At 62.2% G+C, this 12,621-nt stretch carries 12 protein-coding genes and 2 pseudogenes; 12 read left to right on the forward strand and 2 right to left on the reverse strand.

Annotated elements, in window-relative coordinates; translation table 11 throughout:
• Positions 1 to 421 precede the first annotated feature (421 nt).
• The 12 genes and pseudogenes from ACFMO5_RS00005 (at position 422) to ACFMO5_RS00060 (ending at position 11,769) form a co-directional block, all read left to right on the forward strand.
• Positions 422 to 1,594 (forward strand): cation:proton antiporter, encoded by a 1,173-nt coding sequence (locus ACFMO5_RS00005; RefSeq protein WP_376790719.1) that lies wholly within the window; start codon positions 422 to 424, stop codon positions 1,592 to 1,594.
• A gap of 18 nt (positions 1,595 to 1,612) precedes the next feature.
• On the forward strand, positions 1,613 to 3,208 hold the full coding sequence (locus ACFMO5_RS00010; protein ID WP_376790720.1) for an ammonium transporter: 1,596 nt from the start codon (positions 1,613 to 1,615) through the stop codon (positions 3,206 to 3,208).
• A gap of 62 nt (positions 3,209 to 3,270) precedes the next feature.
• Positions 3,271 to 4,698 (forward strand): ammonium transporter, encoded by a 1,428-nt coding sequence (locus ACFMO5_RS00015; protein WP_376790721.1) that lies wholly within the window; start codon positions 3,271 to 3,273, stop codon positions 4,696 to 4,698.
• A gap of 16 nt (positions 4,699 to 4,714) precedes the next feature.
• Positions 4,715 to 5,839, forward strand: a complete 1,125-nt coding sequence (locus tag ACFMO5_RS00020) for a hypothetical protein (protein WP_376790722.1) — start codon at positions 4,715 to 4,717, stop codon at positions 5,837 to 5,839.
• 44 nt (positions 5,840 to 5,883) lie between these two features.
• A complete protein-coding gene (locus ACFMO5_RS00025) occupies positions 5,884 to 7,179 on the forward strand; it encodes a flotillin family protein (RefSeq protein ID WP_376790723.1) in 1,296 nt (431 codons plus the stop codon).
• 371 nt (positions 7,180 to 7,550) lie between these two features.
• The gene (locus tag ACFMO5_RS00030) at positions 7,551 to 8,438 is read left to right on the forward strand and encodes a hypothetical protein (protein WP_376790724.1); all 888 of its coding nucleotides are present in this window, start codon (positions 7,551 to 7,553) and stop codon (positions 8,436 to 8,438) included.
• A gap of 2 nt (positions 8,439 to 8,440) precedes the next feature.
• Positions 8,441 to 9,358 carry a hypothetical protein gene (locus tag ACFMO5_RS00035; RefSeq protein WP_376790725.1) on the forward strand — a complete coding sequence of 306 codons (918 nt, stop codon included), beginning with the start codon at positions 8,441 to 8,443 and terminating at the stop codon, positions 9,356 to 9,358.
• Between the two features lie 3 nt (positions 9,359 to 9,361).
• Positions 9,362 to 10,054 carry a hypothetical protein gene (locus ACFMO5_RS00040; protein WP_376790726.1) on the forward strand — a complete coding sequence of 231 codons (693 nt, stop codon included), beginning with the start codon at positions 9,362 to 9,364 and terminating at the stop codon, positions 10,052 to 10,054.
• A 157-nt stretch (positions 10,055 to 10,211) separates the two neighbouring features.
• Positions 10,212 to 10,526, forward strand: coding sequence for a putative quinol monooxygenase (locus ACFMO5_RS00045; RefSeq protein WP_376790727.1), 315 nt, complete (start codon positions 10,212 to 10,214; stop codon positions 10,524 to 10,526).
• Positions 10,527 to 10,641: 115 nt separating this feature from the next.
• Positions 10,642 to 10,749: pseudogene (locus tag ACFMO5_RS00050) on the forward strand (homocysteine S-methyltransferase family protein); the annotation flags it as partial.
• A 28-nt stretch (positions 10,750 to 10,777) separates the two neighbouring features.
• Positions 10,778 to 11,269: an OsmC family protein gene (locus ACFMO5_RS00055; RefSeq protein ID WP_376790728.1), complete on the forward strand. Its 492-nt coding sequence runs from the start codon at positions 10,778 to 10,780 to the stop codon at positions 11,267 to 11,269.
• Between the two features lie 14 nt (positions 11,270 to 11,283).
• Positions 11,284 to 11,769, forward strand: coding sequence for a VOC family protein (locus ACFMO5_RS00060; RefSeq protein ID WP_376790729.1), 486 nt, complete (start codon positions 11,284 to 11,286; stop codon positions 11,767 to 11,769).
• A 20-nt stretch (positions 11,770 to 11,789) separates the two neighbouring features.
• Here the strand turns inward: ACFMO5_RS00060 and ACFMO5_RS00065 are convergent.
• Together ACFMO5_RS00065 and ACFMO5_RS00070 are read right to left on the reverse strand one after the other, a co-directional pair.
• Positions 11,790 to 12,110 (reverse strand): annotated as a pseudogene (locus ACFMO5_RS00065) (hypothetical protein); the annotation flags it as partial.
• A gap of 61 nt (positions 12,111 to 12,171) precedes the next feature.
• Positions 12,172 to 12,621 (reverse strand): DegV family protein (locus ACFMO5_RS00070; RefSeq protein ID WP_376790730.1); only part of this gene is annotated, 450 nt, incomplete at its 5' end.

Here is a 12,621-nt window from a genome sequence, read left to right on the forward strand (position 1 = left end):
CCGGGCGCCTTTGGCGCCCGGCTCGCCCCCAAAACATCTTTTCTCCCCCCTCCTCACGGTCCGAAGGGCCGGGGGGAAGGGGCCCCGCTACCCACCGTGTATTCTCCAAGGATCCCCCTCTCTTCGTGAGACCTCCGGATATCCCATTTCGAGGGACGAATTTGTGCACATCGCCTAAAGCGAAATTCCCGATTTTTGTTCTCCTAACCTGTAGCTCTGTGTTCCCCGGTTTTTTACAATCTGGGCGAATCATTCACGAACCCGCTTTGCCATCCTACAGGCGTTCATGAAAAGGCAGGGCTGGCCGGGCTCATCTCGATGCCCTTCGGAGTGTTCAGGGATGGGCGGGGTGGCTGAGCGGGTACCAAAGCGTGAGGTTATGAATCGCCCGGTTCGCTCTGAAATCCTTAGGGGAAGCGTCATGGAAGGGTCTTTCGTGCTTTTAACCCTCGCCGGTATCCTGATCGGGGCTCGCTTCAGCGGGCGGATCAGCGCATGGCTGGGCTTGCCGTCCGTTTTCGGCGAACTCTTGTTCGGCCTGATGCTGGGCCCGGCTGGCTTGGGTTGGCTGCGCCCGACCGAGTTGCTGAAAACCGTGGCTGACCTGGGCGTCATCGTCCTGATGTTCATCGCCGGCTTGGAGACAGACTGGCGTGAATTGCGCCGCGTCGGTCCGACGTCATTTTGGACAGCTGTAGGCGGTATGGTCTTGCCCTTCGTGACGGCGCTGGCTCTGGGTCGGGCCTTCAACCTCACAGAATCCCAGGCGTTGTTTTTGGGTGCAACGCTCACGGCCACCAGCGTCAGCATCTCGGCCCAGACGCTGCGCGAACTGGGTCAGCTACAAGGCCGGGTGGGGATGACCGTCTTGGGCGCGGCGGTTATTGACGATGTGCTGGGCATGGTGGTGCTGGCGCTGATCACCGGTCTGATCGGCCTGGGGAGCCCGCTGCTGGCTGTGCTGAAGATGGCCGCCTTTTGCGGGTTCGCTTTCCTGTTTGGCCGACGGTTAATCAACTCGATGGCCCGCTGGATCGCCCGACATCATCCGGGCGAAAGCGGGTTGGCCCTCGTGATAGCGTTGGTGTTGGTGGCGAGTTGGGCCGCGCAGGAGTTCGGCGGTCTTGCCGCCATCACGGGCGCTTATCTGATGGGCATCATGATCGCTCAGACCCAACTCAAACCGCAGGTGACCGCTGGGACGCTCGCGCTGGGGTACGGCCTACTGGTGCCTGTCTTCTTCGTGACCGTGGGGCTGGAGGCGCACGTGCCAGCGCTCGGGATGCTGTCGGCTTTCATTGCGCTCTTAACCGCGCTGGCCGTAGTGACCAAAATGGTCGGTTGTGGCTTGGGGGCGTGGCTGAGCGGTTGCTTACCAACCGAGTCGCTGCGCATCGGGGCCGGGATGGTGGCTCGGGGTGAGGTCGCGTTGGTCATGGCCACGTTAGGGCGCAAGATGGGCCTTCTCAACCCGACCCTGTACACGGCGGTCGTGGTGATGACGCTGGCAACGACACTGGTTACGCCTGTGCTATTGAAGATGACTTTCGTCGCATCGTACCGGCGTCCGGCGGAGCCGGCCGTTGAGGCGTGAGGCGAATAAGGAGGCACCATGCGAAACATTCTGTTGCGGTCGGTGTTGATCACGCTGTTCATTGTTGCTGTGATGTTCGTCATTGCCGTGACGGCCTCGCCTGTGCTCGCGCAGGGGCCGGACCCTACGGAGAAGATCGATGATGCCATCGTCAGCCTAAACGTCATGTGGACGCTCCTGGCGGGCTTCCTGGTGTTCTTCATGCAGGCGGGCTTCGCTTTGGTGGAGACCGGCTTCACCCGGGCCAAGAACGTCGCTCACACTATGATGATGAACATGATGGTGTTCTGCATTGGGGCGCTCGGTTATTGGTTGACCGGCTTCGCCTTTCAGTTCGGCGGTATGAATTACACCTATCCTGAAATCGGCCCCAATCTGCCCGCCTGGTCTTTTGCACCGAGCACGTTGGGTCCGTTAACCGATGCCTCCGGTGCGCCGTTACTGGCCAAGCCGCTGCTCATCGGCAATGTCGGTGTGCTGGGCCTCAGCGGTTTTATGCTGGCTGGCCTCAGCGCCAATTTCGGCCTGCTGACCTTCTTCCTGTTCCAGATGGTGTTCATGGACACGGCGGCCACGATCCCGACCGGCGCCATGGCCGAGCGCCTCAAGTTCGTCGGCTTTGTCCTGATGAGCCTGTGGGTCAGTATGTTCATCTACCCGCTGGTCGGCGGCTGGGTGTGGGGTGGCGGCTGGCTGGCGAACCTGGGCCGCATGTTGGGCCTGGGCAATGGAGCTGTGGACTTCGCCGGTTCGGGCGTGGTTCACATGGTTGGCGGCGCTGTCGGTCTGGCAGGGGCCCTCGTCTTGGGTCCGCGCATCGGTCGCTTCAACCAAGACGGCTCAGCCAACGTCATCCCTGCTCATAACATCCCGCTGGGCGTACTAGGCACCGTCATCCTATTCTTCGGCTGGTTCGGTTTTAACCCCGGCTCAGCGCTTGGCTTCACGGGTGCCTCCCGCAATCTGGCGGTCATCGCCGCCATTAACACCTTGCTGGCCGGCTCGGCGGGTGGGGTGTCGGCGATGTTCTATTCGTGGCTGGTCGGCCCAAGCAAGAAGCCCGATCCCGTGCTATCGGTCAGCGGCATTCTGGCAGGCCTGGTTGCGATCACGGCGCCATGTGCGTTTGTGGATAGCTGGGCGGCGGTGGTCATTGGCCTGGTGGCCGGCCTGATCGTGTGCTGGACGACGCTCTTGCTGGAGAAACTCAAGATTGACGACCCCGTCGGCGCGGTCCCCGTCCACTTCTTCGGCGGAATGTGGGGCCTGTTGGCCGTCGGCATTTTCGCCAACGGCAATCCCGACACAGCGATGTGGAACGGTGTCCCCACGCCCGTCACAGGTCTGCTGTACGGCGGCACGACCCAGATCCTCGCGCAGATTGCCGAGATCGCCTCGATCGTGATCGTGGCCGGTGGCCTTTCGTTTGTGTTCTTCCGCGTCTTGAACGCGCTGGGGCTGTTACGCGTGTCCCGGGCGGATGAGTTGGCCGGCCTGGACATCCCAGAGATGGGTGTGGAGGGCTACGCCACCGGCCGCCGGCTGCTGCCGGGGATGGTGACCGGGTCTGCTCAGCCGTCCGCCGTAAGTGGCGCTGAACAAGCTGCACGTTGAATGGGTGATAAGCAGATATCCCCTAGGAAATCTGGGTAGCAGCTTTTGATCAGGAGGCATGAATGGCGCACTGGCAGATACGACGATTGGCTGTAATGAGCGGGTTGTTCGCGCTGGCTCTGGCGCTGACCCATGGGCTGGCGCTGGCCCAGGGCCCATCGCCGGAGTCCGGAACAGTGGAGGTCGTGCGGGAGGAGCTGGGCCGCGCGATCAACCTCGCCTGGACCCTGATCGCGGCCTTCTTGGTCTTTTTTATGCAGGCCGGGTTCGCAATGGTGGAGGCCGGTTTCGCTCGATCGAAGAATGTGGTCGCTGTGCTGACGAAGAACCTCATGGATGCTCTGATTGGAGGGCTGGCGTTCTGGGCTTTCGGCTTCGCGTTGATGTTCGGCGGGTCCGGGCTGGCTCCGGGCCTGGAGCGCGGAACGCCTTGGATTGGCACCTCCGGTTTCTTCCTGACCGGTTTGGCTTACAACGATCAAACGGCGGCGCTCTGGTTCTTTCAAATGGTCTTCGCTGCCACCGCGGCCACCATCGTCTCAGGAGCCATGGCGGAGCGGACCAAAACCACGGCTTACCTGGCTTATAGTTTCCTCATCTCCGCACTGATTTACCCCATCTACGGCCACTGGGTGTGGGGCGGAGGCTGGCTGGGGGATCTCTCGGCCTACTTACCGTTCCTCGGAGAGGGGGTCGGAGCCAAAGACTTCGCGGGTTCCGGGGTCGTTCACGCGGTCGGCGGCTTCGTCGCCTTGGTCGGCGCGGCCATGGTGGGCCCCCGGGTGGGCAAGTTCAATCGGGATGGCACGCCGAACGCCCTCCCGGGGCATAACCTGGCCCTGGTTACCCTGGGCACTTTTATCCTCTTCTTCGGCTGGTTCGGATTTAACCCCGGATCCACGCTGGCGGCCACGGACTCGCGGATCGCCATGATCGCCGTGAACACCTTCCTGGCCGGGGCCGCTGGCGCGGTTGTGGCCATCTACTATGGCTTCTTCCGGACGGGCAAGTTGGAGCTGCCCCTGGCCTGCAACGGGGCGCTGGCCGGTTTGGTGGGGATCACCGCGCCGTGCGCCTACGTAGCGCCATGGGCCGCGGTGCTCATCGGGGGCATCGCAGCGCTGGTGATGATCGGAGGGGCCGCTTTCGTGGAGCGCATCCTGAAGGTGGACGATGTGGTTGGCGCTTCCGCGGTGCATGGGTTCGCTGGGTTGTGGGGGCTGCTGGCGGTGGGCCTCTTCGCGGACGGCACCTATGGCGGCGTGGCAGGGCTGATTGTGGGAAGCTGGGGTCAGTTGGTGGCTCAGGTGATCGATATGGTGGTTGTCACCGCATGGTCGCTGGGCACCGGTTTCCTCATCTTCTGGTTGATCCGACAAACCATCGGCCTGCGGGTGAGCGCTGAGGAGGAACGCCTCGGTCTCGATTTGACGGAGCACGGCGCGGAGGCTTACCCAACCGGCCGACGGCTTCAGCTCGAGCTTCCATAAGTAAGGGAGGTTGCCAATGCACTCGGTGGAACTCGTGATCGGCCTTCTCGCTTTTGGGTTCTTCCTGGTGCTATGGGTGATCCTGCCGCATCGCCTCCATCGCCCCCAGCACCGGATGGCCTCTGCCCCTGAAGGCGCAACAGCCGAGGAGACCCCTACGAGGATCCTTGAGGGATCGCCTGCGCGCGTTTCCGATCAGCTGGAGCCCGCGGAGACCTCCTTGGGCCTGCGAATATCCCCTTCCACAGAGCGCCGGGATGGCGTCTGGGGTGTGTTGGAGGGCGAATTCGAGGCGCGAAGGATTGCTCTCCCTATTGTGATGGAGCGGATCCGGACGGATGGAGTGCTGCAGGAGCGCTACACGGCGTGGGTTGGCGGCGTGCAATGTCAGCACACTACTCCCTATGGCCTGAAGAAAGCGGTGGAAGAGGCCCTGCAAAGCCTGACCTACGCGGGACAGCTCCCAGTTTATAGCTTTGCTCTTTCCAAGCCCACAGGCATGCAGATGGCGCCGGTCTACCGCCTCAAAGAATGGCAGGTCATGGAACCGGAAGGGCCCATCCTGTCCGCCGGGGACCTGAAGGTATTGCGGGAACGTGTGGCGGATCTATGGGAATGTCCCGCTGAGGCGCTGGAGATCTATCGCCTCTCCGAGGCGATGTCCTGGATCCCGCCCGTGGCAGTTCTGACGGATCCCGAAGGCGGCCAGTGGACCCCCGTTTTTCTGGAGGGGGGATGCTTGATCTATCCCGATGGCCTTTCGGAATCCGTGGTCCCGGTGGCTTCGGGCTCCGCGTGGGAGGCGCTTTTGCTGGGATTGCGCGCGCGAATCCGGGATCGCTGCATCATCGATCTGTCAGGGCCTTTGGTCCGTGAAGCCCGCGAATCCATGATGGGAAGCGGTTATCAGCTGCGCGGGTTTGTGATCCGAAGCGGATGGCTGCAGCCTGTGTCCTGGCCGATCTATCTCGATTGTGGGTGGTGGATCGCACTGCTGGATGGGGACGGTGAACCGATCCGTGGCATCCTGGCCTCGGATCGGGAAAGCCTGCGCGGGTCGATGGGCTGGCTTCTGGCTCAGGAGGGAAGCATAAGGGACCCCACTGCGCTGCGGGTTGGCCCACAGGGCCTGCATGAGTAGAGGCTCAGTGCTGGAGGTGAACAATGTGTTAAAGGAGGAGCCCCATGATCGCTCTGAGTCTGGTTATCGGTCTGTTCGCTCTTGCCGGCCTAAGCGCTCTCTGGGCCTGGCGCTACACGAAGGCAGGGCCCAATGAGGTGTTGGTTGTTTCCGGGCGGAAGCGGAAAGTGGTCGATCCGGACGGCCGCAAGAGGATCGTCGGCTACCGGCTGGTGCGCGGTGGAACCTTCGTCTGGCCGATCCTGGAGCGGGTGCAGCGGCTCTCCCTGGAGCTGCTCACCATTGAGATCCAGACCGCCGATGCTTATACCGCCCAGGGCGTGCGGGTGGCGGTGGATGCCGTGGCTCAAGTGAAGGTGAAAGGAGACGAGGCCTCCATCGCCGCCGCCGCTGAGCAGTTTCTCTCCAGGTCCAAGGATGACATCCGCCGGGTGGCGCTCCAGGTCATCGAGGGCCATCTGCGGGCTATCCTGGGCACGATGAGCGTGGAAGATCTTTACCTGCGCCGGGCGGAGTTCGCCCAGCGGGTCCGCGAGGCCGCCCGTCAGGACCTGGAGCGAATGGGCTTAGATATTCTCTCCCTCACGGTGCGCCACATCGCCGACGAGCAAGGTTACCTGGACGCCGTCGGCCGGCCGCGGATCGCCCAGGTCCGCCAGCAGGCGGCGATCGCCGAGGCGGAGGCGGACCGCGTGGCCCGCATCGCCCGCCTGGAGGCGGACCGGGCGGTGGAGGAGGCCCGCCGGGAGTTGGAAGCCCGTCGGGCGGAGGCGGACCTGGCTTACGAGCTGCATCGATACCGGGTCGCCCAGGCGGTCAAGCGAGAGGAGATGGCGGTCCATCGGGTGGAGAAAGAGCTGGCCATCGAGATCGAAGAGAAGGAGATCGAGCGCAAGCAGCGGGAGCTGACGGCCACGGTGGAACTGCCGGCGGAGGCCGAGAAGCGGCGGATCCTGGCCCTGGCCGACGCCGAGCGCTACCGGCTGGAAGCGGAGGCGATGGGCCATGCGGAGCACATTCGGGCCACCGGCCGGGCGGAAGCCGAGGCGATGCGCTCCAAGGCGGCGGCGTGGCGGGAATATAACGAGGCCGCGCTCACGCAGATGATCGTCGATATCCTGCCGGAGCTGGCCAAGGCGCTGGCCGAACCGCTCTCCCGCACCGAGCGCATCATCCTGATCGGAGACGGACACGGCGCGGGGATCAGCCGATTTACCGGAGATCTGGCCCAGGCGCTGGCCCAGCTGCCAGTCATCGTCGAGGCGCTCACGGGGTTGAACCTGCCCTCCATCCTTTCCCGAAACCCGGTCCCATCCCCCCCGAAAGAGACCTCTGAGTAACCATCGGCCCGTGAGGGATGAGGGGCCTTGGAAGCGCGGGCAGTGTCCCTTGGAGGCACTGCCCGCTTTCTTTGCAGCCTCATCAGCTTCCATCGGCAACGATGGATCATTGAACAAAAGAGCATCCAAATTCATGCCCAAGATGAATGCTCGAAATGAACATCTTTTGATTAAAAGTTGAGCTATTTTTGGTCTGGATCATTCAAAGTTGGTGGAGGATAATGGTTTTGTTCCAGTTTATGGTTTGAAAGGCAAGGGGGCAACCCTCGGCGGCTCCCGCCCCTCGAATAGCGGTCCGGTTGGAGCGGAGGGGCTTGAGCACCCCTTGATCCACGCGCGCTCCCCTGAGCGGGCGGATCCAGGAGGCTTCGATGCCGTTCACGGATCACAGCGATCTTTACGGCAGCATCCATGAAGATGGGATCCAACTTGTCGTCCGACATGTGATGCGCCAGCGCCCCTCGCTGTTTAACTATGCCACTGCGCTCTTCTCGAAACGCCCCGATCTGTTCTGTGTGCCCATCGCAGTTGCTCCGGAAGTGAAGGACGCCGGCGATCCTCTGTTCAAGGAAGAAGACCCCCTCCCGGTGTTTGGCACCCCTGTGCCCATCGGGCTGAACTGGTGTTTCCAACTCACCGATGTGCAGATGGATTTCCACCCCGGAAACGCGATCGAGCTGCCGCCGGAGCTAGGGGCGCTGCCCGTGCAGAGCCTTGCGTTACGCATGAAGGGCTGCTTTGGGCTGGATTGCCCATCGGAGGATTTCATCCGGGAGCTGATTCCTGCCATTGAGGTTCTTGCCCTTTCGAGTGCGCAGGGCCCTGCGCGGGCGGCGCTGTCACCCGGCATCCCCGCACGGGAGCTGGTTGTCCTCCCGACGCGCAGGTTGCGCTGCTTTTGCCTGGAGCTCTTCGCCGTCGCCCACTTCGAATGGGGTCCCGTCGGGGCTCCCGACTCGCAATGGTTGAAGCTACGGCTTGATGGGCTGGAGATTGTTAACCTTCAGCCGGCGGAGATGGAGGATCTGATCGAATGTTACATTCGGACGGTGCTACGCCTCGGCCTCCTGCCGCGGCTGAGCCAGCCGATCGGCTCGCTGATCCTGAACCTCACGGATCTGCTGAAGAAGCAGGGCGTTGCCATCGGCCAGGAGATCACTCTGCAGCCTGCCCCCGCGCCCGTGGCTGTTCCGAACAATCCCGCAGTGGAATCAGATCAGCTGATGGCCTTCATTAATCTGGTCGTGGAGGAGGCCTGATCATGGCTCACATGACCATCGCGGTCTCTGAGGGGGTCTTCCGGCGCTCCTTCGATCTCCTCAAGCGCAACCTGATCATCGAGAGGGCGGATTCGATGAGCTTTGGGTCCTTCACTGCTGGGTATGATGTCAAGGCGCATCTTGAGGGTGGCTCCATCGATCTGCGCAACGATGGGACGCTCCAGCTGAGGGAGCTGGATGTGCGCTGGGATCGACTACGGTTGACCCTGGGCCTGGACCTCCCGGAGCTTTGCGTGGGCGGTGGTTGCGTCGATATGCCGTGGCCGATCCCGGACATCTGTCTTCCTCGGGTGTGCGTCTTCAGCGGTGATCCGGACGTCTCGATCTCCACCGATTTGGCCGCTTTCGTTGCCCAAGAGATCAGCTTCACCGCGCGCCTTGTAGTACGTTATTTTGACGCCTCCTTACCTCTTCCCTCGCCGGATCTCTGCGCCCCGTTGCGCATCGAGCCGTTGCCAGATCACAACCAGTGGCGCATCCATATCGATCCGGAGACCATCGACGTAGACTTGTTCGATTTCCCGGATATCGTGGGGAACTTGGTCGAGGATGCCCTCACAGGCGCGGTGACGGCGCTGATCCCCGGCGGCTGGGTGCGCGATCTCATCCTGGCCATCATCGGGAGCGTCGCTGACCTGATCCGTGCCCTCTTGGACATCCCCGATGAGATCGAAGAGTGGCTAAGCGATCTCTTCAACGTCAGCTTTGGCCTCTTGGATTTCATCGGCACCCTGGTTCTGGATTTCTTCAGCCGCTGTAATCCCATTTATCAAGTAGATGATCCGCTGGAGATCATGCCGGCCTCAAATGGGCTGATCCCGGTGCGTATCCCAATCCGTAACCTCAGCGTGAGCGTGAACGATGCGGAGATGGTCCTGCAAGCCGATGTGGGAGCTTAACCCATGAAGCGCAAAAACGTAGTTCTGAACCGTCCGGTCTTCGCCCAACGTGCCTTCGACAGCCAGGCCCTCACTGTGCTGACCACTCTGTTCCATCGTTTCCCTGAGGCCGGGGATTATGACCTGTGGGTATGGCAAGGTGAACGCCTGATCCACCGGGCCCAGGTCAGCGTGGTAGCCGAAGGGGGGCCTCACCAGATCCACTTGGATCTCGCCACGCTGACGGAGGTTAACAAGCCTTATTCCCTGGCGGTGGGCGGCGTGATCGGGTTTTATGTCTCGCATGGCGTGGGTCGCTACCATGTGAAGATCGTTCAGATTACCCGTCGAGAGAAGGCCGTGAGGCTCGATAGCAGCGACGTCATCCCGGCGGGAGATCTCTTCGCCGTCACCCTTGTGCGTCCGGGGATCTACCGTGTGCTCCAAGCGGAAGGCAAGGGGGAGGGCGAGATTCGCGTCCGGCTTCCTCGAGGGGAACGATACCGGCCGGATCAGGCGACTCGGGTGACGATTGGGAAAGAAGGGATGATGGAGCCTCATGCGGTGGAGATCCTTGCTGGGCAGAGCGTGGTGTTCTGGTGCACCGTCCCCACCTCCCTTCGCATCGAGTGGATGAGGGAGGAGGAGGCAGCTGGGCCGCCGATTCAACGCCAGCGGGTGGCTCGGGATCAGCCGCCCCGGCCGGAGCAACGGTAGCCCCCATCGATCGGCTATCAGAAGGCCCTTCCTCAAAATTGGGCAGAAAACGGGCATCCTTTGGTCCATTTCTGGTCTGGATTATGATCATCTCTATGAATCAAAGTGGATGGTGTGAAAGCAGAATTGCAATCCGAGGCTCTATTGGAGGCCTATGATGAGGCAAACCATGTATGGCACCGTTGCCCGATTGCGCGTCAAGCCGGGGATGGAGAGCGCGCTGATCCAGGAGCTCCAGGCTTTCGACGTCCTGGGGGTGCCGGGGGCCGTCGCCGAATATCTCTATCGTATGGACACCAATCCCCACGAATACTATATGGTTGTGCTCTTCCAAGATGGGGCGACGTATAGGGCCAATGCGGGGAGTCCGGAGCAGGATGCGCGTTACCAGCGGATCAGGGCGTTGCTGGAGCGTGACCCCGAATGGCACGATGGGGAGATCGTTTTTGGAAGCCGTGTGCCCAGCGTGTAGCGTGAAAAATGCCTTGGGCCGTTTGGTAGCGCTTTAGGCTTTAGGGGGGGATCGCGCGAAGCAAGGATCGGAGTTATGTGGGAAAAAGCAGCTTCCGTATATGCTAATCAAGAGGCGACTGCCGAAACTGAACGTGATGGGCGGCTGCTGTGGCACTGACCATCGGCATATCGACCAAATCGCTAAAGCATGTGTGCCGCTTTTTCAAAGCGACTTAGACTAACCCACTCAAAAACAAGGAGAATGGAACAATGAATTCCACAACAATTCAAGAAACGATGCGTCTGTGGCAAGATGCTCCAGACAAGGCAAAAGTGAAGCCAACAGTCAAAGCACGTAGTGATGGTTCCCAGGTGGTATTCGAATCTGGACCATTTTCCTGGCGGGCTGATTTTCCTGGACCGTTGGGTGGTACGAATGAAGCACCAAGTCCAACGGCGCTGTTATTGAGCGCGCTTGCTGGCTGCGCTGTGGTGTTTATCCGTGACACCATAGCTCCCCAGCTTGGTGTGGAGGTCACTGAGGTGCGGGCCGTTGCTCAGCGCGATGCCGATTTACGCGGATTACTCGGGATGCCTGGAACGATCCCTGACCTTCAAAATATCCAGATCTCCATCCAGATTCAGTCCTCAGACACTCAGGAGAACATCCAGCGACTGTACCGTGTTTGGCAGGAACGCTGTTCCATCTATCTGGCGTTGGTGAAGTCGCTGGAAGTAAAAACTTCCCTCGGGATAATTTGAAAGTGGAAAAAACAATGAACCCCGCTGTCGCAAAGAACACGATTTGCATCTGGTACGACCGAGAGGCCGAGGAAGCTGCACGATTTTATGCTTCGATCTTTCCCGACAGCGAGGTGACAGCCGTCTTGCGCGCGCCCGCCGACTATCCCTCGGGCAAGGCGGGCGATGTATTGGTCGTCCATTTCACCGTCTGCGGCATCCCCTGCATCGGGCTGAACGGCGGGCCCGCCTTCCCGCACACTGAGGCCTTCTCGTTCCAGATCGCCACCGACACGCAGGAAGAAACCGACCGCTACTGGAATGCCATCGTCGGCAACGGTGGGCAGGAGAGCGAGTGCGGTTGGTGCAAAGACCGCTGGGGTGTGAACTGGCAGATCACCCCGCGCACGCTCACCGAGGCTCTTGCCGCGGGTGGCGAGGAGGCCAAGCGCGCCTTCGCGGCGATGCTGACGATGAAGAAGATCGACCACGCCGCCATCGACGCCGCGCGGCGGGGGTGAGAGGGTGGCGGTCTAACCACCAGTTCCCAGGCGCTGCCGGCCAGCAGCCGCAGGCGGTGCTGGAAGATCCGGCCGGGCAGCGTGGTGGTGGCGACCAGGTCGATGTGCAGGTCGTGCTGCTGGCCGCGGACGGTCGCGGCCGGATCGGTCGCGCCCAGTGACGGATCCACCTTGTCCGGCTCCTCCTGGGCCTGACGCCAGCGCTGGAACAGCGCGTCGCTACGCAGCGCCTGCTGCAACTGCGCGGCGAACTCCTCGGCGCCGTGCGCGGTGAACGCGAACTGGCCGCTGGCACGGGCGCGGGCCGGGTCGCGCAGGCGCAGGTAGTAGCGGGTGGGCATGCCGAGAAGCTCCGGGGCGTGGACGGGGTGGCGCGGGCCTGGTGAGTCCCGCGTGGCGCGTTCACTCGAACGTGTGCGGCTCGGCGGCGAAGCCGACCACCAGCGCGCCCTTGCCCACGTTCACCATCCCGGTCAGGCTCATCACGCTTTCGTACAACTCGATGTTGTGTTCGGTGCAGGCCGCACGCAGCGCGTCGTAGCCGGGCAGGGCGCGCATCTCGGCCAGTTCCCCGCCGTAGCTCAGGCACACGGTCGGCGTCATCAGTCCGGCGCGGATGCGGCCGATGGTGAATTCGAACAGCTTGCGCACCGCCGGCTCGAAGCCCTTGATCTTGGCCACCGCCCCGGTCTCGCCGCGGTTGCAGTGCAGCACCGGCTTGATGTCGAGGGCGCTGCCGAGCGCGGCGCTGAGCAGGCCGACGCTGCGGTCGCCCTTCTTGCGCGCACGGGCACGCAGGTAATACAGATCCGGCGGCACCATGTAGCCGTGGGTGTGCAGCGCCAGGTGCTC

Source organism: Thermoflexus sp. (assembly GCF_042408365.1).
In the GTDB taxonomy this organism is placed as follows: domain Bacteria; phylum Chloroflexota; class Anaerolineae; order Thermoflexales; family Thermoflexaceae; genus Thermoflexus.